Annotated in this window: 18 protein-coding genes; 12 read left to right on the forward strand and 6 right to left on the reverse strand. The window is 72.9% G+C overall.

Annotation, left to right across the window (positions count from 1 at the left end; genetic code table 11):
• Nucleotides 1-20: 20 nt before the first annotated feature.
• From AVW11_RS18245 to AVW11_RS18295, 11 genes are all read left to right on the forward strand, one after another.
• Entirely contained in the window at nt 21-1,448 is a 1,428-nt protein-coding gene (locus AVW11_RS18245) for an MFS transporter (protein WP_076044758.1), read from the forward strand.
• 89 nt (nt 1,449-1,537) lie between these two features.
• Nucleotides 1,538-2,485: an AIR synthase-related protein gene (locus tag AVW11_RS18250; RefSeq protein WP_076044760.1), complete on the forward strand. Its 948-nt coding sequence runs from the start codon at nt 1,538-1,540 to the stop codon at nt 2,483-2,485.
• Between the two features lie 260 nt (nt 2,486-2,745).
• Nucleotides 2,746-3,345: an acyltransferase gene (locus AVW11_RS18255; RefSeq protein ID WP_030854268.1), complete on the forward strand. Its 600-nt coding sequence runs from the start codon at nt 2,746-2,748 to the stop codon at nt 3,343-3,345.
• Nucleotides 3,346-3,774: 429 nt separating this feature from the next.
• Complete coding sequence (locus AVW11_RS18260; RefSeq protein WP_076044762.1) at nt 3,775-4,944, forward strand: hypothetical protein; 1,170 nt, start codon at nt 3,775-3,777, stop codon at nt 4,942-4,944.
• Nucleotides 4,941-5,711, forward strand: coding sequence for a WecB/TagA/CpsF family glycosyltransferase (locus tag AVW11_RS18265; protein ID WP_030854265.1), 771 nt, complete (start codon nt 4,941-4,943; stop codon nt 5,709-5,711). The genes AVW11_RS18260 and AVW11_RS18265 overlap by 4 nt, the downstream gene beginning before the upstream one ends.
• Complete coding sequence (locus tag AVW11_RS18270) at nt 5,711-6,967, forward strand: nucleotide sugar dehydrogenase (RefSeq protein WP_060177626.1); 1,257 nt, start codon at nt 5,711-5,713, stop codon at nt 6,965-6,967. Before AVW11_RS18265 ends, AVW11_RS18270 begins: the two co-directional genes overlap by 1 nt.
• A gap of 3 nt (nt 6,968-6,970) precedes the next feature.
• A complete protein-coding gene (gene wecB / locus AVW11_RS18275) occupies nt 6,971-8,101 on the forward strand; it encodes a non-hydrolyzing UDP-N-acetylglucosamine 2-epimerase (RefSeq protein WP_076044764.1) in 1,131 nt (376 codons plus the stop codon).
• 30 nt (nt 8,102-8,131) lie between these two features.
• Complete coding sequence (locus AVW11_RS18280) at nt 8,132-8,857, forward strand: YveK family protein (protein WP_206281910.1); 726 nt, start codon at nt 8,132-8,134, stop codon at nt 8,855-8,857.
• Nucleotides 8,854-10,305 carry an oligosaccharide flippase family protein gene (locus tag AVW11_RS18285; protein ID WP_060177629.1) on the forward strand — a complete coding sequence of 484 codons (1,452 nt, stop codon included), beginning with the start codon at nt 8,854-8,856 and terminating at the stop codon, nt 10,303-10,305. The genes AVW11_RS18280 and AVW11_RS18285 overlap by 4 nt, the downstream gene beginning before the upstream one ends.
• 10 nt (nt 10,306-10,315) lie before the next feature.
• Nucleotides 10,316-11,377 (forward strand): hypothetical protein, encoded by a 1,062-nt coding sequence (locus tag AVW11_RS18290; protein WP_076044768.1) that lies wholly within the window; start codon nt 10,316-10,318, stop codon nt 11,375-11,377.
• Nucleotides 11,378-11,406: 29 nt separating this feature from the next.
• Entirely contained in the window at nt 11,407-12,201 is a 795-nt protein-coding gene (locus tag AVW11_RS18295) for a glycosyltransferase family 2 protein (RefSeq protein ID WP_060177631.1), read from the forward strand.
• Between the two features lie 19 nt (nt 12,202-12,220).
• Here AVW11_RS18295 and AVW11_RS18300 read toward each other — a convergent pair whose 3' ends face one another.
• The 3 genes from AVW11_RS18300 to AVW11_RS18310 form a co-directional block, all read right to left on the reverse strand.
• Nucleotides 12,221-13,126 carry an RNA polymerase sigma-70 factor gene (locus AVW11_RS18300; RefSeq protein WP_076044770.1) on the reverse strand — a complete coding sequence of 302 codons (906 nt, stop codon included), beginning with the start codon at nt 13,124-13,126 and terminating at the stop codon, nt 12,221-12,223.
• 66 nt (nt 13,127-13,192) lie between these two features.
• Nucleotides 13,193-14,164, reverse strand: coding sequence for a glycosyltransferase (locus AVW11_RS18305; RefSeq protein ID WP_060177633.1), 972 nt, complete (start codon nt 14,162-14,164; stop codon nt 13,193-13,195).
• Nucleotides 14,104-16,134, reverse strand: coding sequence for an O-antigen ligase family protein (locus AVW11_RS18310; RefSeq protein WP_079250672.1), 2,031 nt, complete (start codon nt 16,132-16,134; stop codon nt 14,104-14,106). The genes AVW11_RS18305 and AVW11_RS18310 overlap by 61 nt, the downstream gene beginning before the upstream one ends.
• 62 nt (nt 16,135-16,196) lie before the next feature.
• Here AVW11_RS18310 and AVW11_RS18315 point away from each other — a divergent pair, with 62 nt between their 5' ends.
• The gene (locus tag AVW11_RS18315; protein WP_199818601.1) at nt 16,197-16,973 is read left to right on the forward strand and encodes a hypothetical protein; all 777 of its coding nucleotides are present in this window, start codon (nt 16,197-16,199) and stop codon (nt 16,971-16,973) included.
• Here AVW11_RS18315 and AVW11_RS18320 read toward each other — a convergent pair.
• Genes AVW11_RS18320 through AVW11_RS18330 form a run of 3 tightly spaced genes read right to left on the reverse strand, consistent with a single transcriptional unit; the run spans nt 16,892 to nt 22,387 of the window.
• Nucleotides 16,892-17,941: a glycosyltransferase gene (locus tag AVW11_RS18320; RefSeq protein ID WP_030854238.1), complete on the reverse strand. Its 1,050-nt coding sequence runs from the start codon at nt 17,939-17,941 to the stop codon at nt 16,892-16,894. The two genes, AVW11_RS18315 and AVW11_RS18320, sit on opposite strands and share 82 nt — an antisense overlap.
• Nucleotides 17,938-21,240 carry a DUF4082 domain-containing protein gene (locus AVW11_RS18325; protein WP_076044772.1) on the reverse strand — a complete coding sequence of 1,101 codons (3,303 nt, stop codon included), beginning with the start codon at nt 21,238-21,240 and terminating at the stop codon, nt 17,938-17,940. Before AVW11_RS18325 ends, AVW11_RS18320 begins: the two co-directional genes overlap by 4 nt.
• A gap of 31 nt (nt 21,241-21,271) precedes the next feature.
• Entirely contained in the window at nt 21,272-22,387 is a 1,116-nt protein-coding gene (locus AVW11_RS18330) for a DegT/DnrJ/EryC1/StrS family aminotransferase (RefSeq protein WP_076044774.1), read from the reverse strand.
• Nucleotides 22,388-22,517 lie beyond the last annotated feature (130 nt).

Genomic DNA, 22,517 nt, shown 5'->3' on the forward strand with positions numbered 1-22,517 from the left:
CCCCCGGAAGGGAGCCCCCGATGGCCACCCCAGCGACCGCGCGCACCAGGGGCGCGGCACCGTCCGCCCCCGGGCCGCCGGTCGGCCCCTCGACCCGGCTGCGGTTCGGCTACGCCTCGGGATCCCTCGTCACCGCGACCTTCACCACCCTCCCGGGCCTGCTGCTGCTCCCGTACCTCACCGACACCCTCGGCGTGGGCGCCGCGCTCGCGGGCGCGGTCGTGTTCCTGCCCAAGGTCTGGGACGCCCTGCTCAACCCGCTCGTCGGGCGGGCCAGCGACCGGACCCGCACCCGCTGGGGCGCCCGCCGCCCGTACGTGCTGTGGGGCGGGCTCGCGATGGCCGCTGCCTTCGCGCTGACCTTCGCGGGCCCGCTGCCCGGCACCGCGGGCGCCTGGTTCACGGCGGCCGGATACCTGCTCACGGCCACGGCGTTCGCCTACTTCCAGGTGCCGTACGTGGCGATGCCCGCAGAACTCGCCGACCGCGAAGAGGACCGCGTACGCCTGGTCGGCGGCCGGGTCGCGGTCATCGGGGTGGCCGCCCTGGTCACCGGGGCCGCCGCCCCCGCCCTGATCGAGGCCGGTGGCGGCGGTCTCGCCGGGCATCGCTGGGCCGGTGTGTTCGGCGCCGTGGTCATCGCCGTCGGCGCGCTGTGGGTCTTCGCCGGCACCGCCGGCACCTCCGGCACCTCCCGGACGTCCGGCACCACCGGGGCGGCCGCCGCCGCCCCGCCCGGCGGCCTGCGAGCCTGCGACAGCGAGCCCGGGCTGCGCCGCCAGTTCGCCGCCGCCCGCGCCAACCCGTCCTTCGCGGCGCTGCTGCGGTGCGCCGTCGTCCAGTCCGCCGCGACCGGCGTCCTGCTCGCGGGCGCCCCGTACTTCGCCGACCACGTGCTGCGCGACTCCGCCGGGCTGGGCGCCCTCGTGGTCGCGTTCGTCGCCCCCAACCTGCTGACGGTCCCGCTCTGGTCACGGCTGCGCGGCCGACGCGGCTACACCTGGGCGTCCGCGCTGTTCGCCGCCGGCTGCCTGCTCCTCCTGGCGGCTCCCGTGCTGCCCGACGCCGCGGTCCTCGCCGTGATGGCCCTCGCCGGAACCGGCCACGCCGGCCAACTGCTCTTCCTGTACGCCATGCTGCCGCAGTGCATCGCCCGCGACGGCGCCCGCGACGGCGCCCGCGACGGGAGCCGCCGGGCGGGCGTCCTGGCCGGCCTGTTCACCACCGGCGAGGGCCTCGGCGTCGCCGCGGGCCCCTTCCTGTTCGGGCTCGTACTCCAGCTCTCCGGCTACGTCTCCTCCGGCACCGGCCGCGCCGCGCAGCAGAGCGCGACCGCCGAGCTGGGCGTCCTGGCCGGCTTCGCGGCCCTGCCGGCCCTCGCCACGGCGGCCGCCGTCGTCCTGCTGCGCGGGTACGACCGCCCGCCGCCCGCCCCTACCGACCCCTGATCGGACTCCGCAGGCGTGACACGGGTATGCGCGGCCCCGTAGGCGCAGGATGATGGGTTGATCATGAATCGGGCGCATCGGGGGATGGCGTGACATACGCACGGGGATGGGACGCCGCCCAGGTCGGTTTCGGCCCGGGCGTGCGCGCCCTGATCGAGGAGGAGCTCCCCCCGGACCGCAGCCTCGTCGTCCGCACCGGGACGTACGTCGTCGACCCGCCCTTCTTCGGCAACGGCGACATCGGCCGGGTGGCCGTCTGCGGCGCCGTCAACGAACTGGCCGTCACCGGCGCCGAACCCCGCCACATCGCCCTCGGGATCGTCCTGGAGGCCGGGCTCCCGCTGGAGCTGGTCCACCGGCTCACGGCATCGGTGCGCACCGCCGCCGCCGAGGCCGCCGTCTCCATCGCCGCGGTGGACACCCAGGTCGTCCGGGCGGGCGAGGCGGACCGGGTCTACGTCACCACGACCGCGTTCGGGGTGCGGGGCGACGGCCCCTCCCCGGAGCTCCACTCGGTCCGGCCGGGCGACCGCATCGTCGTGACCGGGCCGCTGGGCAGCCACGCCGCCCACCTCGTCTCGTTGCGCGACGGCCTCGGGTACGAGCACCACGTGCCCAGCGACTGCGCCCCGCTGGCCGGCCTGCTGCGCACCGTGCGCGCCGACGTCCGCCACGCCCGGACCGTGGTCGCGGGCGGCCTGGCGGAGGTGCTGCGCCAGGCCGCGGCGGGCCGCGGCCTGACGCTGCGCGTCGACGAGTCCGCCCTGCCCGTACGCCATGAGGCCCGGGTGGCCCTCGGCGCCCGCGGCCTCGCCCCGCTGGACGCCGCGTGCGCCGGCTGCCTGTGCCTGTTCGTCCCGCCCGAGCACACCGGCCGGGTCCTGGCGGCGCTGCACGCCCACCCCCGGGGCCGGCTGGCCGCGGTCGTCGGCGAGGTCACGGCCGATCCCATGGGCGAGGTCGAGTTCCGTTCCCCCGACGGGCGCCTGCGCACGCGTACCGTCCCCGCGGGATCGGTTCCCGAACGCCTCCTGTGACGGGCGCGGGCCGCGGGACGGGCGCCCCGGGGTCCCGCGCCCCCCTGAACCGGCTCCCGTGCATCGGCACTCCCAAGTTCGTTGCATGAACAGTGGGTTGATCCCCGTATGGAGCGGCCCGCGGGCGCATATGCTCGGCGCGTACTTCCGTACGCCTGAACACCGGCACGTCCGTGCACCCGCACACTCGTGCATCCGCACGCCCGTGCCTTCGCACACCCGTGCACCGTACGTCTCGCGAACCGTTAGGGGACCGCGCCGTGAGTGTCCGCATCCAACCCTCCTCCCAGGTCGACGAGAGCGCCGAGCTCGGCGAGGGCACCACGATCTGGGATCTGGCGCAGATACGCGAGGAGGCCCGGCTCGGGCGCGGGTGCATCGTGGGGCGCGGCGCGTACGTGGGGCCGGGCGTACGGATCGGCGACCACGTGAAGCTCCAGAACTACGCACTCGTCTACGAGCCGGCGGAGCTCGGCGACGGGGTCTTCATCGGCCCGGCCGCCGTCCTCACCAACGACTTCTACCCGCGCGCGGTCGACCCCGACGGCCGTCTCAAGCGCGACGGCGACTGGGAGGCCGCCGGCGTCGTGGTGGCCGAGGGCGCCTCGCTGGGGGCCCGCTCGGTCTGCGTGGCGGGGGTGCGCGTCGGGCGCTGGGCCCTCGTCGCGGCCGGGGCGGTGGTCTCCAAGGACGTACCGGACTTCGCGCTCGTGGCCGGTGTGCCGGCCCGCCGCATCGGCTGGGTGGGCCGGGCGGGGGTGCGGCTGGTGGAGCGCGGGGGCGAGCCGGGCGTGTGGGAGTGTCCGCGCACCGGGGCGCTGCACGACGAGAAGAGCGGCACGCTCGTCGAGCGCAACTGACGCAATGTCGGCAATCTGACCCGCAAGCATTTCCGCAAAACCACAATCAATGAACATCCGTGGGCATAGCGTGTCCCTGCACACGGGATCTGAGCAGGCAACAGGCCTTGTTCAGTGGGGGGTTGTGTACGACGAGGGCACCGCGGGCAGCGCCCGGCGGGGCACGGTCCACCGTGCCCGCCACCACTGCCGTGCGCGCGTGTCCCGGTCCGAGGCATCGCTGGGGGGATCCAGACGGCAGCCTTCGGACCGCTCGTGCCCCGGCGTTCGACGCCGCGGGCACGGGCGCCGTCACGCGCAGTCCCCCTCCGCGGAATGACGACCGCCAGGTCCGTCCGAGGAGCGATCAGAGGGGGTAGGTGTGTTGGAGCCGAAGAGCTCGGACATGCGGGGTGCGAGCGGCATCCGGGAAGTCGGGGTGGGGACCCGATGACCACCACACGATTAGGAGCACTGGCCCGACAGGACCCGGAGCTGCACGCGCTGGCGCAGCGGCTGCTCGGGCTGGCCGAGGCGGGACTGCCCGCCATGTACCTGCCGGAGGTCGAGACCTTCGCCTTCACCCGGGCCGCAGCGGTCTCGCCCGAGGGGACCCGCCGCCTGGAACTACGCGGCACCAGCACCCGGTACGCGGCCATCACCGCACTGGGCGCCCGGCTCCTGCCGGAGGACCGCCAGCGCGCCCTGTTCGGCGGACGCTCCGCCGAGGAGTTCACCGGGCTGCTCGTGGAACGGCTGCCCGGGGTGGTCAACCTCGGCGACGCGGCACTCATCGCCTGGGCCGCCGCCGAGACCGGCCACCCGAAACTGTCCGACGCCCTCGACCGCGTCGCCGCCCTGGACCTGCCCGGGCGGCCGCAGTACACGGTCGAGGCGGCCTGGGTGCTCTCCGCCCTCACGGCCGCACGCGCCGTGGTGGACGTGGAGGACCGCCTCGCAGCCGCCCGCGACCGCCTGCTGGCGGCGCGGATCGGGAACGGTCCGCTGTTCCCGCACGCCACCGGCCCGGGACTGGTGCCCGGCTACCGCTCGCACGTGGCCTGCTTCGCCGACCAGACCTATCCGCTTCAGGCACTGGCCCGGCTGCACGCGAGCGGCGACGACCCGCAGGCCCTCGGGGCCGCCGACGCCTGCGCCGCCCGCATCGCCGACCTCCAGGGCGACGGCGGACAGTGGTGGTGGCACTACGACGCCCGCGAGGGCGGCGTGATCGAGGGCTACCCCGTCTACAGCGTGCACCAGCACGCGATGGCCCCCACCGCCCTGTTCGACCTCGCGGAGGCGGGTGGCACCGACTTCGGCGCGGCGATCCGCCGGGGACTGCGCTGGATGGCGGAGGTCCCCGAACTCGCCGGCCCCACCGGGACCCCGCGCGAGCCGATGATCCGCGAGGACCTCGGGCTCACCTGGCGCAAGGTCTACCGCGGCGACCCGAAGAAGGCCGTCCGCGCCGCCCGCGGGCTCACCACCCGGGTCGTCCCGAACGCCCGGCTCGCACCCCTGGACGTGCTCTTCCGCCCCCGCGCGGTGGACCGGGAGTGCCGCCCGTACGAGTTCGGCTGGATGCTGTTCGCCTGGCTCGGGGGGCCGCAGAGATGACCCGTCACACCCTCTTCGGGGTCGCACTCGACCCCCTGACCATGGACGAGACCGTCCAGCGCTGCCTCGACGCCGTACGGCGCGGCGAGCAGATCGAGATCGGCATGGTCAACGCCGCGAAACTCGTCAACATGCGGCGCGACCCGGCCCTCGCCGAAGCGGTCGCCGGCTGCGACCTCGTCCTCGCCGACGGCCAGGCCGTGGTCTGGGCCGGCCGTGTCCTGGGCGTCCGGCTGCCCGAACGCGTCGCCGGAATCGACCTGTTCATGCGCCTGCTCGCCGCGGCCGAGGTCGCCGACATCCCCGTCTACCTGCTCGGCGCCCAGCAGGAGGTGCTCGAGATGATGCTCGGGCAGATCTCCGAACGCTTCCCGAAACTGCGGGTCGCCGGCAGCCGCAACGGCTATTTCGGCGACGCCGACCAGGAGGAGATCGCCGACGCCGTCTCCGACAGCGGCGCCCGCCTGCTGTTCCTCGGCATGACCTCGCCCAAGAAGGAGATCTTCACCGCCGGCTACGGCAAGCGCACCGGCGCCCACGTCGTGCACGGTGTCGGCGGCTCCTTCGACATCCTCGCCGGCATCACCAAGCGGGCCCCGCTCGCCTGGCAGCGGATGGGCCTCGAATGGTTCTACCGCACCCTCCAGGAACCCCGCCGCCTCGGCAAGCGCTACCTCACCACCAATGCCGCCTTCCTCGCCATGACGGTCCGGGAACTCGTCCACCGCACACCGTCTGCCGGTCCCGCGAACAGGAGTCACTGCTGATGCGCGTCGTCGTCGTGGGACAGGGATACGTCGGCCTCCCCCTCGCCATCCGGGCCGCCGAGGTCGGCCACCAGGTGATCGGCTACGACGTGGACCAGCGGCGGGTCAAGAGCCTCGCCGCCGGAGAGTCGTACGTGGAGGACGTCTCCTCCCCGCGCCTCGCCCGCGCCCTGGAGCGCGGCACCTACCGCCCGAGCGAACTCGCCCGGGACTGCGGCGGCTTCGACGTGGCCGTCGTCACCGTCCCCACCCCCTTGCAGGACGGGGCACCCGACCTGCGCTACATCGAGGAGTCGGCCCACACCCTGGCCCGGTTCCTGCGCCCGGGCGCGACCGTGGTCCTGGAGTCCACGACCTACCCGGGCACCACCGAGGAGCTGTTCGCCCCGATCCTGGAGGACGGCTCCGGACTCACCGCCGGCGCCGACTTCCACCTGGGATACAGCCCCGAGCGCATCGACCCGGGCAACACCGTCTGGGGCTTCCAGCAGACACCCAAGGTCGTCTCCGGTGTCGACGCCGCCTCCCTGAAGGCCGTCGAGGCCTTCTACGGGCAGCTCGTCGACACCACCGTGCCCGTGCGCTCGCCCAAGGAGGCCGAGCTGGCGAAACTGCTGGAGAACACCTTCCGGCACGTGAACATCGCCCTCGTCAACGAGATCGCCATGTTCGCCCGCCACCTCGACATCGACGTCTGGCAGTCCATCGAGGCCGCCTCCAGCAAGCCGTTCGGCTTCATGAAGTTCACCCCGGGCCCCGGCGTCGGCGGGCACTGCCTGCCCATCGACCCCTCCTACCTGAACTGGCGGGTCCAGCGGGAACTAGGCCAGAACTTCCGCTTCGTCGAACTCGCCAACGACATCAACAACCACATGCCCGAATACGTGACGCGCCGCGTGATCGACGCCCTCAACGCCAAACGCCGCTCCGTCAACGGCTCCCGCATCCTGCTGCTCGGCCTCGCGTACAAGAAGAACACCGGCGACGCCCGCGAGTCGCCCGCCGTACGCATCGCCCAGCTGCTCCTCGACATGGGGGCCAAGGTCCGCGCCGTCGACCCGCACGTCGTGGAGAGCGTGAAGGTCGACGCGCGCCTCGCCCGGGTCGAGGCCACCCGCAAGGAGCTGGCCGCAGCCGACGTCGTGGTCCTGCTCACCGACCACGACTCCTTCGACTACCAGATGATCACCGAGCACGCCTCCTTCGTGCTCGACACCCGCAACCGCATGACCGGACCGAAGGTGGAGGTGCTCTGACCCATGACCAGGATCGTCTGCGTCGCCGGGGCGCGCCCCAACTACATGAAGACCAAACCGGTGATGGACGCACTGGAGCGCCGCGGCGCCGAGGTGGTCCTCGTCCACACCGGACAGCACTACGACGAGTCCATGAACGACGTGTTCTTCCGCGACCTCGGCATCCGGCCGCCCGACCGCCACCTCGGTGCCGGATCGGGCAGCCACGCCCAGCAGACCGGGCGGGTGATGGCCGCCTTCGAGCCGCTGCTCGACGAACTGGCCCCGGACGCCGTGGTGGTGGTCGGGGACATCAACTCCACCCTCGCCTGCGCCCTGGTGACCGCGAAGGCCGGCCCGCTGCTGGCCCACGTGGAAGCCGGGCTGCGCAGCCGCGACTGGAGCATGCCCGAGGAGGTCAACCGGGTCGCCACCGACCGGGTCAGCGACTACCTGCTGGCCCCCTCGCCCGACGCCGCCGCGAACCTCCGCGCGGAGGGCTACCGCGAGGACCAGATCCACCTCGTCGGCAACGTCATGATCGACACCCTCCTCGCCAACCTGGACCGGGCCCGGCAGTCCGACGTCCTGGCCCGCCACGGACTGACCCGCGGCGGATACGGCCTGGTCACCCTGCACCGGCCGGCCAACGTGGACGACCCCGCGGCGCTGCGCGGCCTGCTCAAGGCCCTCGGCGAGATCGCCGGCCGCTGCCCGCTGCTGCTGCCCGTGCACCCGCGGGCCGCCGAGCGGCTGGCCGACCTGGGCGTCCCCGACGGCATCCGGCTCGTACCGGCCGCCGGGTACCTCGACTTCATCGCGCTGCAGGACTCCGCCCGCGTGGTCCTCACCGACTCCGGCGGCGTCCAGGAGGAGACCACCGCCCTGGGCGTGCCCTGCGTGACCCTGCGGGAGAACACCGAGCGCCCCATCACCGTGGACGAGGGCACCAACGTCCTGGCCGGCACGGACCCGGACCGGATCGTCGCCACCGTCGACAAGGTGCTCCACGAGCCGCCCGCGCCGCGCTGCCCCGCACTGTGGGACGGCCGCGCCGGCGAGCGCATCGCCGCCGTCCTCCTCGACGGCGGCACCGCCCGCACCCGGCCCAGACCCACCGACCTCGTGCCGGCCGCCGGGCACGGACCGCAGTAACCGGAAACATCCGCAACAAGGGGGAAGACCATGGATCTCGCCGAGATAGGGCGGGTCATGCGCAGGCGCTGGTACGTGCTGCTGCCCGGGCTGCTGCTGACGGCGGCACTCACCACCGCCGTGCACCTGCTGATCCCGGTGGAGTACCAGTCGCAGAGCACCGTCACACTGCTCAACTCGTCGAAGGCCACCGAGGCCTTCGACGGGAACCCCTTCCTCAGCACGCAGGCCTCGCTCACCGGCATGGCCGACGGCCTCGCCCGCAACCTCAACTCGGACGGGGCCAAGGCCGACCTCAAGGCCCTCGGCGTCACCGGCACGCACGAAGTGAAGATCGCCGACAACGCCCAGGGCCCCTTCATGTGGCTGACCGTCACGGGCACCGACCCGGCGGCCGTCCTGAAGTCCGACGAACTCCTCGCCGGCTACGCCGAAAAGCGGCTCAAGGAGTTCCAGAGCCAGCAGTCCGTGGCTCCCGAGGCCATGATCCGGATGGCGACGATCGTGCCCCCGCAGAAGCCGGAGGCACAGACCAAGACCCGCATCCAGTACATCGTCATGGTGGGCGCGCTGGGCCTCGTCCTCAGCCTGGTCGCCGTCTTCTTCGTGGAGGCCCGCAGGCGCACCCCGCGAGCGAAGAACCTCCCGGACCCCGCCGGGACGCCCGCGACCGCGGCCACCGCCGCGACGCTGGCCGCGACCGACGAGACCATGGCCCTGCGCACGGTCGGCCCGGGCGGGGCGGGGCCGACGTGACCGACACCGGCACAGGCACGCAGACCGCCCCCGCCGCGCCGCCCTCCCTGGGGCGCAAGGTCGGATCCGCGGCCAGGTGGAGCCTGATCAACACGGTGGTGATGCGCCTCGGCAACTTCGCCACCGGCATCATCCTCGCCCGCTACTTCCTCGGGCCCGAAGCCTGGGGCGTGTACGGCATCGCCCAGACCGTCCTGCTCGTCCTGCTCTCCGCGAACGAGCTCGGAGTCTCCCTCGCCATCGTCCGCTGGGAGGGCGACCCGCGCCGCTTCGCCCCCACCGTCCTCACCCTGAGCGCGGTCTCCAGCTGCCTGCTGTACGCCGTGCTCTTCGCGACCGCCCCGGCCGTCGCCGATGTGCTCGGCTCACCCGAAGCCTCCGGGGTCCTGCGGGTCATGTGCCTGTGCGTGGTCCTCGACGGACTGTCGCAGGTGCCGGCCGGCTTCCTCACCCGGGAGTTCGCGCAGGGCCGGCGGATGGCCGTCGACGCGCTCAACTTCGTCCTCAGCACCGCCGTGACCCTGTTCCTGGCCGTCCAGGGCTGGGGCGCGATGAGCTTCGCCTGGGGATCCGTCGTCGGCAACGTGGCCGCCCTCATCGGCTGCTGCCTCGCCGCCCCCGGCACCCTCAGGTTCGGCTGGGACCGCGAACAGGCCCGCGCCCTGCTGAAGTTCGGCCTCCCGCTCGCCGGCGCCAGCATGCTCGCCCTCGGCGTGGTCAACGTGGACACCATGGTCGTGGGCTCCACCCTCGACCCCCTCGCCCTCGGCTTCTACGTGCTCGCCTTCAACATCTCCGGGTGGCCCGTCCGCATCATCTCCGAAGCCGCCCGCCGCGTCTCCTTCGCCGGCTTCTCCCGGCTGGCCGACTCGCCACAGGCGCTGGCCGCCGGATTCTCCCGCGCCCTCGGCGTGGTGACCGCGGCCACCGTCCCGCTCTGCGTCCTCCTCGCCGCCCTCGCCGCACCCGTCATCGAACTCGTCTACGGCGCACGCTGGCTGCCCGCCGCCGGCGCCCTGCCGTGGCTGATGGCCCTGGGCCTGGTCCGCATCGGCTGCGAACTCGCCTACGACTGCCTGGTCGCGATCGGCCGACGCCGCTCGCTCATCGCGGTCCAGGGGCTGTGGCTCGTCCTCCTGATCCCGGCCCTCGTCATCGGCGCCCGCGGCGGCGGCATCGTCGGCGTGGCCCAGGGCCATGTCGTGATCGCCGGCGCCGTCGTGGTCCCGGTGTTCCTCCTCGCCCTGCACCGCGGCGGCATCCCCCTGGCCACGGTGGCCCGGGCCTGCGCCTGGCCGCTGCTCGGCGGAACCGTGATGGCCGCAATACTGCTCGTACTGGAGCGGTACCTCGGCGACTCCCTGCCCGCGCTCCTCGCGACCGCGGCCGCCGGCACCCTGGCCTACGCCGTGTGCCTCCTGCCCGCCCGAAAGACGCTCCGAGGATAGGCGACCCGCCATGTTACGGAACCGAAGGCGCCTGGGGGCGTGGCTGCTCGCCGCGGTGGTGCTGGTCGTCGTCCTCGTCCTGTACGACGCCGATCGCACCGGGGTCGGCGATCCGAAGGCCGCGCCCTCCGCGACGCCTTCGGCCACCCTCCCAGGGACGGCGGCACCCGCCCCCACCACCGCCGCGCCGAGCCCGTCGGCCTCCCCCTCCCCGCCGGCCCCGCCGGGCACCGGCGGACCATCGCCCTCCGCCTCAGCCTGCACCTCGCCCGGGGCCTGCGGATATCCCGACGCGAACAGCACCGGACCGCGGATCGCCCTCGAACGGCACGACACCGGCAACATGTCCGTCAAGAAGGACGGCACGGTCATCAAGGGCTGGGACATCCGCGGCTCGCTCGACATCTACGCCAACGACGTCACGATCATCGACAGCAGGATCACCTCCACCAACTGGTGGGGGGTCAACCTGCGTCCCGGCTTCAGCGGGCTCAAGGTCCTGCACACCACCATCACCGCCGTACCGGGCAAGGGCCCCGACAACGGAGGGGTCAACTACGCCGTCTCGAACATGGGCGGCAGCTCCATCGAGGTCGGCTGGTGCGACATCTCGGTGTTCGGCAACGCACTCTCCATGGGGCAGGGCAACCTGCACGACAACTACGTCCACGACCTCGTCGCCTTCCGCAACCAGGGCGGCGAATGGCAGCACATCGACGCCGTCATCAGCGGCGGCGGAAACAAGGGCCGGCTGACGATCCGGCACAACACCCTGCTCAACTCCACGCCCGTGGACAAGGGCGCCACCGCCGCCGTCGGACTGTTCGCCGACACCGGGGTCGTCTCCTCCGTCGTCGTCGAGGACAACTGGCTGGCCGGCGGCGCCTACGCGCTCTACGGCGGCGGCCCGGGCGCCACCGGGATCCAGGTCACCGGCAACGTCTTCTCCACCCAGTACCATCCGGCCTCCGGCGCCTACGGCCCGGTCACCGCCTGGAACGCGGGCGGCGCCGGCAACGTGTGGAAGGACAACCGCATGTCCGACGGCCGCCCCGTGGAACCAGCCTCCTGACACCCACACCCCACGACGGAGAGTGCGCCATGCGCCGTATCGCCCGGGCCCCCTGGGAACTGCTCAAGCGGGCCTTCGGCTGGCTCGTGCTCTTCGAGGCCCGCAACAAACTCCTGCTCCTGCCCACCGCCGTACGGCTGCGGCGCTTCGAGGACGCCGAGACCAGCCGCCTCGCCACCCTCCTAGGCCGGCCGCCGTACGCCCGGGTCGCCACCGTGATCGCCACCCACCGCCGCCCCGACGCACTGCGCGCGGCGGTCCGCTCCGCCCTCGCGCAGACCGTCGCCGACCAGGTGGTCATCGTCGTCGACGACGGGGCCGGCCTGCCCGAACTGCCCTGTGACCCGCGCCTGTTCGCCGTCTCCCTCGCCCGCAACACGGCCACCGCCGGAGTCGTCCGCAACGTCGGCATCCGGCTCACCCGCTCCCGGTACGTGGCGTTCCTCGACGATGACAACCTGTGGGAGCCCGACCACCTGGAGCAGGCCCTCGCCGCACTGGACACGCCCGGCGGACCCGACGCCGTCTACACCGCACTGCGCAGGGTGCTGCCCGACGGCACCGAACGCGACGTCCTGTCGGTGCCCTTCGACCGCCGCCGCGCCGCCCACGAGGCCTTCCTCGACACCAACGCCTTCGTGGCGCGCCGCAGCCGGGCCCTGCACTTCAGCCGGCTGCGCCGCACCCCCGAGGTACTGCCCCGCGAGGACTGGGAGCTCATCCGCCGCTACGCCCGCCGCCACCGGGTACGCCACCTGCCCCGCCCCACCGTCCGCTACCTGGTCAACCCCGGCAGCTTCTACACCGCGTGGGACGGCGAGTGAGGAAGGGCCGGGGCAGCGCTCACCGCAGCGCCAGCGGGATCTCCGACGCGATGCGGGCCAGCTTCTCCGGGTTGCGGACGTAGTAGAGGCCGGCGATACGGGAGTCCTCGACCCGGACCGTCATGATCCCGTCGAGCTCCCCGCCCAGATGCACGGCCATGGCCGGGCTGCCGTTGACCACCGTCGGCACGAGGGACATCGGAAGGTTCCGCCTGGTGTTCCCGCCGATCCTGCCCACCATGAAGCGGACCACCTTCTCGGCACCGGCGATCGGCCGCAGCGCCGCCTGCTTGATGCCGCCGCCGTCCGCCACCAGGACCACGTCCGGGGCGAGCACGGCGAGGAGGGCCTGCGGGTCGCCGGACTCCAACGCACCCCGGAAGGACTCCAGTGCCGCCCGCGTCTGGGCGGCCGAGACCGCCTGCCGGGGCCGCCGCGCGTCGACGTGCTTGCGGGCGCGATGGGCGATCTGCCGGACGGCCGCCGAGCTCTTGCCGACCGCGGCCGCTATCTCCTCGTAGCCGACGTCGAAGACCTCCCGCAGCACGAAGACGGCGCGCTCGGTCGGCGACAGCGTCTCCAGGACGAGCATCAGAGCCATCGACACGCTCTCGGCGAGCTCCGCGTCCTCGGCCACGTCCGGCGCGGTGAGCAGCGGCTCGGGCAGCCAGGAACCGACGTACGCCTCCTTGCGGCGGCTCATCGCCCGCAGCCGGTTCAGCGCCTGCCGGGTCGTGATCCGGACCAGGTACGCACGCCGGTCGCGCACCTGCCCCAGATCGACCTCCACCCAGCGCAGCCAGGTCTCCTGCAGGACGTCCTCCGCGTCGGCCGCCGATCCGAGCATCTCGTAGGCCACGGTGAACAGCAGATTGCGGTGGGCGACGAAGGTCTCGGTCGCCGCGTCGGTGCCGTCCTCGCTCATGATGTCTCCTCCCATTCCACGGGTACGGTCACAGGACACCGGCCGAGCCGTATCCGTGACACCACGCTACGGGGCACCCTGCGGCGCCGAACCCCCGGCCAGGGCCCGCGCCGCCGCCAGGCTCGCAGGGCGGCCCAGGGCGGCCCGCGAGGACTCCCGCAGCAGCACGGCCGCCCGGAAGGCGGTGGTGGCCGCCAGGCCGTGACGGCGCCGGAACAGGCGGACCCGGTTGACCGTCAGCAGGGTCCACAGCCGCGGCGACACCTGCGAGTCCCCGCCGAGGTGGGTGGCGGACGCCGAGGGCTCCAGCCGGGTCACGAAGCCGAGGTCCCGGGCCCGCAGACAGTACTCGGTCTCCTCCGAGTACAGGAAGAACGACTCGTCCCACGGCCCGCACGCCGCCAGGCACTCCCCGGACAGCGCCATCAGCGCCCCCGTCGCCCAGTCCGCCACCGTCTCCCGCTCGTACGCGGCCGGGTCGGTGACCAGCTCGCTCCAGCGCGGGAAGCGGCCCGCCCGGCGGTTGCCGATCACCGCCTCGCCCAGCGCACGGGTCACGCTGGACTCCCGGCGCAGCGAGTGCAGCAGCGTCCGGCCGTCCTCCTCGTACAGCAGCGGAACGCTGATCCCGACCCGCCCCCCACCGGGCTGCGCCTCGCCCAGCGCGTCCACGAGCAGCGCGGCGCAGCCGCGCCGCATCCGCACGTCCGGATTGCACACCAGGGCCGCCCGGAAGCCGCCCTCCCACCCCGCGGCGGCCGCCAGCGCGGCGTTCACCCCCGCCGCGTACCCGGCGTTGCGGCCGGTCCGGACAACCGTCGCGCCCGGCGCCAGGGTGCGGACCACCTCCACCGTGTCGTCGGCGGAGTCGTTGTCCGCGACGACGAGGCGCCAGTCGAGCCCGGCCATGCCCTCCGGCAGCGAGGCAAGGAACTCCGGCAGGACCTCCGCGCTGTTCCAGGTGACGACGAGGACCGCTACCGGACCGGAGCCGGCGCCCGAGAGGGAGTGGGGGGATGCTGATCGGCGGGAAGACATGGGAACTCCACGGATCGGGGCTTCGGCGCCGCGCGCCGGATGAAGCCGAGGTAACTGCCTCCGGCGGCGATCGTCAGGAAGAACATCCCGGCGAACATCGGGAAGCTGAGTGCGTCGAAGGTGGCGCTGACGACCAGGGCGACGAGCGCGGACGCGAAGAACGCCTGCCCCAGCTCCCGGTCGGACTCGCCCACCGCCAGCCGGCGGATCGCCCCGCCCTGGTGGATGCCGGTGAGGAAGAGGAACAGGAGCGCGAACAGCCCCAGCAACCCCGTCTCGGCGAGGGTCAGCATGTACTGGTTGTCGGTGAAGAAGTAGAGCTCGGGGATGAACGTGCCCAGGCCCCGCCCGAACAGCGGCCGCTCGTCCAGGTAGGGCACGATCGCGCTGTACTTGACCGTACGCGCCTGGGTACTGCTGTCGGAGTTCGACAGGAAGGACGCGAACAGGGCCGTGATGGTGCCGATCAGCCCGGGGATGATCACCTTGAAGCAGGCCACCGCCCCCACCAGCACACCGATCGCGGTCCACCGCCGCTGCGGCTTCCAGCGGGGCACCATCACCAGGATCACGATCAGCGCCCCGATGATCGAGGTGCGCGACACCGTCAGCGGCAGCGCCCCGCCCATCAGCGCCACCGGGGCCCACCGGCGCCAGGCCCTCAGATGGCGCCGTGCCGGATCGAAGGCCTGCTGCACGGCGAAGGGCAGCAGCAGCGCCAGCATCCCGCCGAACTCCAGCGGCTGCGCCGTCGTCGACCGGGGCCGGGTGAACGCCCCGCGGTCCAGGGTCGTGATCTGCGGGACGCTCGACGACAGCCCCGGGATGCTGATGCTGTCGGCGATGTTGGTCGCGGTGAAGAAGTCGTAGAACCCCAGGGCCGCCACGACCGAACCCATCACCACGGCCCGGCGCAGCAGCACGTCCAGGCGCGCCCGGTCCTGGATCCCGGCGGAGACCAGCACCACCAGCGACACCCACACCAGCAGGGCGATCAGGCCGCGGTCGGCGCCGAGGAGCTCCTTGCGCACGCTCCCGCGGCTCGCGTTCGCGATGTAGGACGCCAGCACCGAGACGGCCAGCAGCCACATCGCCACCCGGGGCAGCCGGGTGCCCGGCGCCGGCCGGATCCGGCCCGCGAGCCAGGTCGCCAGATACCAGAACAGGGCCAGCAGGGCGAACACGTTGGCCGGGGTCCCCACCCCGCCCAGGCCCGGCAGCGTCAGGTTCGACGGGATGAAGAAGGCCAGCGCCAGATACCCGGTGAGCAGCGCGGTCGCGTCCACATGGCGGCCCCGGGACCTGCGCCGGCCGGCCCGGCCCGGCCCGCCGGAGACCTCTGCCGGACTCTCCCGCCTGCTCCGCCGGGCGGCCGACAGCGCGTCCGCCACGAAGGAGAGGGTGAACCCGCTGCCGACACCGACGATGAGGACCGCCAGCACCTGCTGGTAGCGGCTCTTGAGCTGCGGCACCGGGGTCTGCGGCAGCACCACCGGCGCGGTCTGCACCATGTACGCGGGCTGCACCTTGGCGGCCGCCTGGAGCGCGTTGAGCTGCTCCCCGGCGAAGCCGGTCAGGATGTTGGTCTCCTCGAGCACCTTCTCCCGGTCGGTGCCCGTGACCGTCATGGTCAGCAGCGGGCCCGAGGTGTTCGCGGCGAACCCGACGGTATAGGGATCGCTCACGCCCAGGCTGTGCAGCTCACGGGCGGCGTCGGCCCCCGACAGCGTCCTGATCAGCACGTCCGCGGTCACCACCAGGGCGCCGCCCGCGTTGGAGATCGGGTTGCCGAAGGCGGGCGGCAGCTTGGCGGCGGCCGAGGAGTCCAGCAGCGCCACCGAACTCTGCGACTGGTACGCCACCGGCACCGACCGGTACAGGTGGAGCGCCGCCAGCAGGCTGAGCACGATCGCCGGCACGATCACGTACCAGCGCCGGCGCAGCACCGCGACCAATTCACGAATGCTCACGAACACCCCTGCCGGGTAACGGATTTGATGGCGGACCTACCCGGGTCCTGCAAAGATCGGACATGAAGGAAAGGATCCCCGTGTCGCCTGGTGAGTTGGTCCGCGCGCTGCGTCGGCGCTGGTACGTCCTGGTCGTGGCGGCGCTGCTCGCGGCCGCCGGAGCCGCGGCGGTGCTGCGGCCCGAACCGGCCCATCTCAGCTCCGCGATCGTCGTGCTCAAGCCGCCGGTGACCAGCAGGCAGCCGAACCAGCTCGCCAACCTCCAGCCGCCGCTCGCCGCCGTCTCCTACGCCGTCGTGCAGCAGCTGGACTCGCCCGCGGGAGCGGCCGAGCTCAAGGCGGCGGGGGTCGGCGGCGCCTACCGCATGACGCCCCGCAACAGCGGCACCAGCGTCACCCCGCGCCACCTGATCCCCTCGCTCCAGATCCAGGTGGAGCACTCCGACCCCGACGTGGCCGACGCGTCCGTACGGAAGATCATCGAGGTCTACACCCGGCACCTGACCGAACTCCAGACGCAGCAGGGCATCCCGGACGCGGCACGGATGAGCGTGCACCTGCTGGTGCAGCCCCACGCGGTCGCGCGGACCGGCGACCGGACGCGGTCCCTGGCCGGAGCGGCCCTGCTGGCGGTGGTCTGCGGCGTCGCCGCGACACTGTGGACCGACCGGCTCCTGACACGCCGGGACCGGCGCCGGCGCGAGAGCGCCGCCGCCGGTCCCGAGGACCCGCCGGTGGAACCGGGGGAGACGGGGCATCAGATCCCTCGGCGCTTCCAGGACCGCCACCACAGCCACTCGCGGCCCCGGTCGGCGACCGCCGACAGCACCAGCGGCTGAAGGTAGGGCATCACGCGCGGACCGATCCGCCGGCGCAGCCGCAGCGCCCGGTACTCGGCCAGCGACGTGTAGCCGTCGGGCAGGCACTCGGCCGCGAACGCCACGAGCTCGTCGACCGGCACCACCGCGGTGCGGCCCCGGTCGTACGCCCGGTAGGCGCGCCGCAGCGCGTACCGGGCGAGCCGGGTGCGCGCCGCCACCGCCAGCCCGTCGGAGTCCGGGAGGAGGCCGCCGCACTTGGCGAGCACCGAGTCGAAGGCGATCAGGCGCTGGCGCAGGTCGTCGAGCTGCCCGCCGAAGTCCGTCGTGGACATGTTGGCCCCGTGGACGCGGTAGAAGGCCTGGTCGGCCCCCTGGACGTAGCCCACGTCGGCGTGCGCCGCGAGCCGCATCCACATCTCGATGTCACCGGCGTGCGGCAGCTCCGGATCGTAGCCGCCGACCTTGCGCTGGAGGCCGGTACGGACGACCACCTCGGGCGAGGTGATGCAGCCGGTGCCCTCCCGGAACCGCCGGTCCAGCCACCACCGCCCCGGGTAGACCACCGAACCGGTTGACCGGGTACGGGCCGGCGGCAGCGGACCGCCGTGCTGGAAGCGCAGCGGCCTGCCGTAGGCGAAGCCGGCCTCCGGGTGGGCGTCGAGCAGGGCGGCGGCGCGGACCAGGGCCCCCGGCACCAGCCGGTCGTCGGCCGAGAGCAGGGCGACGTAGTCCCCGTCGGCCCACTCCAGCAGCCCTTCGTTGTAGGTCGCGATGTGGCCCTGGTTGCGCTCGTGGACCCGCACCTCGATCCGGGGGTCGGCCGCCGCCAGCGCGCGCGCCACCTCCGCGGAGTCGTCGGGCGAGGCGTCGTCGATGATCAGCACCCGGACGTCCACGCCCTCCTGCTCGTCCAGGGCGCTTCTGACGCAGTCGGCCAGGAAGTGGCCGTACTTGTAGCAGGGGATCACCACGCTGACGGTGCTCACTGGCCGGACACCTCCGTGGACCCGTCCGAGGACTGGAGCGTGTTCGGCGGGGTCGTGGTGAAGATCGGCCCGACCCAGTAGTTCACGGATCCGAAGGTGTTCGACGGGAACGCCGTCGCGGAGCCGTACTTGTAGAGCCCGTTGGCGCTGCCCGGTGCGTCGGCCGGGGCCACCAGCGGGTAGGAGCGGTGGGCGCCGCTGAAGTAGCCGCCGTCCACGGCGTAGTTGCCGTTCGGGGCGTGGTAGGAGGCCACGTACGTGGTCCCCGCCGTGATCGGCACGGGCGTCGCGAACTGCAACTGCTGCCAGCCGGTCAGGGTCTCGCTGCCGAAGGTGCCGGTGGCCAGCAGGGTGCCGGAGGCGGACCACAGGCTGCCCGTGTGGGTGCCCGTGTTGCCGGGGCCCTTGTAGAAGGTGACACCGGTGATGTAGCCGTTCACCGCCGACTGGAAGCGGGTGCCCAGCTCCACCGAGTTGGTGTCGGAGCCCATGCTGGCGGTGCTCGGGGTGGCGCTGCCGCTCCACAGGGTGCAGGGGCAGTTCACGGCCGGCGGGCTCGCACTGGTCGTGAAGTTCCACGTGACCGGCGCGGTCATGGCATTGCCCCACAGGTCGGACGCCTGGACGGAAGCCGTGTACGTGGTGTTCAGGGCCAGTTCGGAGGACGGGGTGAAGGTGGCGCTGTTCGACGCGCCGAGGACCTTGGCGCCCGGGACGGTGGCACCGCCCGCGTCCTTCACGGTGAAGGTGAGCGTGTCGGCGTCGACGGCCGTGCTGAAGGTGGCCGTCACCGCCGCCGTGATCTGGGTGCCGGTCGCGGCGGACTGCGGCGAGGTCCCGGTGACGGTGGGCGGGGTCGTGCTGGCGCCCGAGGTGTCCAGGACCGCGTCCACCCAGTAGTTGCTGCCGGACGAGGCCTTGTTCGGGAAGCCGCCCGTCCCGCTGTAGCGGTAGACGCCGTTGCCGCCGTCGGTCCCGCTCTTCAGCGCGGTGAGCGGGGCCAGGCCGGCGTCGCCGGAGGCGAAGGTGTTGTCGAAGGAGTAGCCGCCGTTCGGTGCGAAGTAGGAGGCGATGTAGGTGGTGTTGGGCTTGATCGGCACCGGGCTGGAGAAGTTCAGCTGCTGCCAGCCGGACGCGGTCTCGTTGGTGAAGGTGCCGGTGGCCAGGCGCTGGCCGGTGCTGCTCCACAGGCTGCCGGTGTGCGTCCCGGTGTTGGCGGGCGACTTGTAGAACCGGACGCCGGTGATGGAGCCGGGCACCGAGGCGCGGATCTTCACGCCGAGCTCGACGGCGCTGCCGTCACCGGCGTTGACGGTGCCCGGCACGGCCGCGGCGGGCCACACGGTGCACGGGCACTGCTGGGGGCCGACGGTCAGCGCGACCGTGGTGGTCACGCCGATGTTGACGCTGTCGTCGACCGCGCGCACCTTGATCTGCACGGGGCCCGGAGCGGTGGGCGTCCACGTGTAGCTCCAGCCGGCCAGGCCCGTGGCCGCCTTCCAGGTGGTCCCGCCGTCGGTGGACACCTCGACCCGGGCCACCACGCCGCCGCCGGTGTCGGTCGCCGTACCGGTGACGGTCACCGGCCGCAGGGCCGGGACGGTGGCGTTCGCCGCCGGGCTGGAGACGGTGATGCCGGGGCCCGTGGTGTCCGTGGAGGCGGTCGAGGCGACCAGGTCGCTCTGCAGGGACTTGGGCTGCACGCCCATGTCGGCGAAGACGTTCACGGTGGCCTGCTGCATCCGCTTGTCGGCCGTGACCACGGTGTCGTCCGGGTTGGAGGTGGGCATGTTGGTCAGGCCCCAGGACCACTGCACCGTGCCCGCGCCGAACACCAGCGCGTTCGAGGTCTGGTCGCGGAAGGCCACCAGGCTGTGGGTGGCGGTGCCGTTGCCGTAGACGTTGCCGTAGTCCTTCAGGAGCTTGCCGTCGTCGATGTCGACCGTCGTGGACGACATCTGGATCTGCCCGGGCGGCCGGCTGGCGTTCTCCACGTCGCTGTCCCACTCGTAGCCGAGCGTCCCCTGCGGGAACGTGGCGGTCTGCGAGGGGGTCAGGTTCGCGACGGAGGTGTTGCGCCACAGCCGCTGCTTGGCGAAGGTGCCCGGCACGGTGATCGCGTCGCTGCGGTAGCCGTTGACGCTGAACATCGAACCGGTCAGCTGGTTCTGCGGCTGGAAGGGCCGCCCGCCCGTGGCGCTGGCCGGGTCCATGAAGGTGCCCGTCCAGATCCCGCTCGGGTCGGGGATGCCGTTCGGCTGCGGGAAGGACAGCTTGGTCTCCTTGTACGAGACCAGCGTCCTGTTGGCGGTGTTCGTCCCGTCGATGCTCGGGGCGAGCCGGGTCTTCCAGAAGATCTCGTTGCCGGCGAAGTACGTCTGGTGCTGTCCGGCTCGGCGCGCGTTCAGGGCGTTGGTGAACTGGTCCTGGGTCCAGTACTCGTCGTGCCCCGAGGACATGAACACCTTGTGGTTCTGCAACAGCGTCGCACCGCGCACCGACATGTCGATCCCGGACATGTAGCTCACGTCGTAGCCGTTGCGCTCCAGCCAGGCGACCATCTGGAACTCGGAGCCGTAGATCCCGTTGTCCCCGCCGATGTCCATGGGCCGGTTGTAACTGACCTCGTACGCCCGTCCGTCGGGCGCCGGGCCGCCGCCGTCGTAGAGGTCCTGGCCGCCGTAGTTGTTGTACGCCTGCCAGGTCTGGTCGCTGGTCTGCACGACGATGTCGGAGGTGCTGGAGTCCTTGCGGACCACGAACGGGTAGGGCATCACGCCGTTGCCGTCCGCCTGGTCGAAGTTGGCGACGTAGAGGCCCGACACGGCGTCGGCCGGCACGGTCCACGTCGCGGTGGTGGGCCAGTTGCCGCAGTCGACCAGGCCGGTGGACGCCTTGGTGGTGCAGGCGGCCGGGTTCCCGCCGGGTGCGACGTTCGCCGGGTAGGTCTGGGCGGCCTGGGCCGCGGTCGACATCAGGCGGGCCCCGGCGCCCCCGTAGTGGCCGAGGCGGTACACCGACACCTTGTACGGCGTCGGCGACTGGATCTTGAACTGCAGGGTGTCGCCGGCCTGGACGCTCTCCTGGGTCGGGAAGCCCTTGATGTCGCCGTACGCACTCGGCGCGAACCACTCCCCCATGGGGGTGCCCGGCTTGGAGTTCTCGCAGACGACCGCGTTCGTCGTCGGGCCGCAGGGGTCGGCCGCGCCGGCCACCGCGGCCGGGGGAAGGACCGTGGCCATCAGGGTCGCCGCCACGGTGAACAGACCGTAGCGCAGCGACCTTGTCCGTCTTTTCATGTGGACCTCATCGGTGTCACGCCGGCGCGCATCAGCGCAGGGCGTCGGAGAACGCTTCCACGACCCGCTGCTGCTGGGCGGCGGTGATCTGCGGGAAGAGGGGGAGGGAGAGCATGCGGTCCGCCGCCTGCTCCGCGTGCGGGAAGTCCCCGCGACCGTGGCCGAGGTGGCCGAAGGCCCCGGTGAGGTGGACCGGGGCCGGATAGTGCACGCCCGCGCCGATCCCCTCCGCGTTGAGCTTGCCGACGACGGTGTCGCGGTCCGCTCCGCAGATCCGTACGACGTACAGGTGCCAGACGTGGACGTTGCCCTCCGCCGTGGCCGGCAGCGTGACGCGGCCCGCCGCGGCCAGATCGCCGAGCAGCTCGTCGTAGCGGGCGGCGGCGGTCCGGCGGGCCGCGTTCCCCTCCGCCAGGCGGGCCAGCTTCGCCCGCAGGACCACGGCCTGCAGACCGTCCAGCCGGCTGTTGAACCCGGCCACGTCGTGGCGGTACTTGGCGACGCCGCCGTGGTTGGCGATGGCCCGTACGAGGTCGGCGCGCTCCCGGTCGTCGGTCACCACCGCGCCGGCGTCCCCGTAGGCCCCGAGGTTCTTGCCCGGGTAGAAGCTGGTCGCCGCGATCGTCCCGCTGCCGGGGGAGCGGCCCGCACGGGTCGCGCCCTGGCTCTGCGCCGCGTCCTCGACGACCTTCACGTGCGACGGGAGCCGCTGCGCCAGCTCCGCGGCGGCCGCGCACTGCCCGTACAGGTGGACGGGCACCACCGCGCGGGTGGCCTTCCCGACCGCGTCCAGCGCGGCCTGCGGGTCCATCAGCAGGGTGTCGGGAAGGCAGTCGACCAGCACCGGGCGGGCGCCGATCCGGGCGACGGCGCCCGCGGTGGCGATGAAGGTGTTCGCGGGCAGCACCACCTCGTCGCCGACGCCGACCCCGCTCGCCCGCAGGGCCAGTTCGAGGGCGTCCGTGCCGTTGGCGACGCCCACGCAGTGCCGGACCCCGGCGAAGTCGGCGTACTCGCGCTCGAAGGACTCGACCTCCGCCCCGCCGATGAAGGCCGTGCCGGCCAGCACACGGTCGAATCCGGCCTTTAACTCCTCGGCGACCTCGGCGTGCGCCGCCTTCAGGTCGACGAGCGGTATCTGGTTCATGCGACTGGACTCCCCATCCGTGTCTGCGGCCGCCGGCCCCTCGGGCCGGTGCCGTCTTTTGTGCCGTGCGCCGGCGCCCCGGCGGCCACCGGCGCGTCCCCGGCGGGCCCGCACCCGGCCCCGCCGGGGA

Origin of the sequence: Streptomyces amritsarensis, assembly GCF_001953875.1 — a bacterium.
Taxonomy (GTDB): Bacteria; Actinomycetota; Actinomycetes; order Streptomycetales; family Streptomycetaceae; genus Streptomyces; species Streptomyces amritsarensis.

Coding starts and splice junctions, on each gene's coding strand:
- AVW11_RS18290 (WP_076044768.1), top strand. CDS start 10,316: ATGTTACGGAACCGAAGGCGCCTGGGGGCGTGGCTGCTCGCCGCGGTG.
- AVW11_RS18330 (WP_076044774.1), bottom strand. CDS start 22,387: ATGAACCAGATACCGCTCGTCGACCTGAAGGCGGCGCACGCCGAGGTC.
- AVW11_RS18315 (WP_199818601.1), top strand. CDS start 16,197: ATGAAGGAAAGGATCCCCGTGTCGCCTGGTGAGTTGGTCCGCGCGCTG.
- AVW11_RS18300 (WP_076044770.1), bottom strand. CDS start 13,126: ATGAGCGAGGACGGCACCGACGCGGCGACCGAGACCTTCGTCGCCCAC.
- AVW11_RS18305 (WP_060177633.1), bottom strand. CDS start 14,164: ATGTCTTCCCGCCGATCAGCATCCCCCCACTCCCTCTCGGGCGCCGGC.
- AVW11_RS18260 (WP_076044762.1), top strand. CDS start 3,775: ATGACCACCACACGATTAGGAGCACTGGCCCGACAGGACCCGGAGCTG.
- AVW11_RS18280 (WP_206281910.1), top strand. CDS start 8,132: ATGGATCTCGCCGAGATAGGGCGGGTCATGCGCAGGCGCTGGTACGTG.
- AVW11_RS18245 (WP_076044758.1), top strand. CDS start 21: ATGGCCACCCCAGCGACCGCGCGCACCAGGGGCGCGGCACCGTCCGCC.
- AVW11_RS18325 (WP_076044772.1), bottom strand. CDS start 21,240: ATGAAAAGACGGACAAGGTCGCTGCGCTACGGTCTGTTCACCGTGGCG.
- AVW11_RS18265 (WP_030854265.1), top strand. CDS start 4,941: ATGACCCGTCACACCCTCTTCGGGGTCGCACTCGACCCCCTGACCATG.
- AVW11_RS18295 (WP_060177631.1), top strand. CDS start 11,407: ATGCGCCGTATCGCCCGGGCCCCCTGGGAACTGCTCAAGCGGGCCTTC.
- wecB (WP_076044764.1), top strand. CDS start 6,971: ATGACCAGGATCGTCTGCGTCGCCGGGGCGCGCCCCAACTACATGAAG.
- AVW11_RS18270 (WP_060177626.1), top strand. CDS start 5,711: ATGCGCGTCGTCGTCGTGGGACAGGGATACGTCGGCCTCCCCCTCGCC.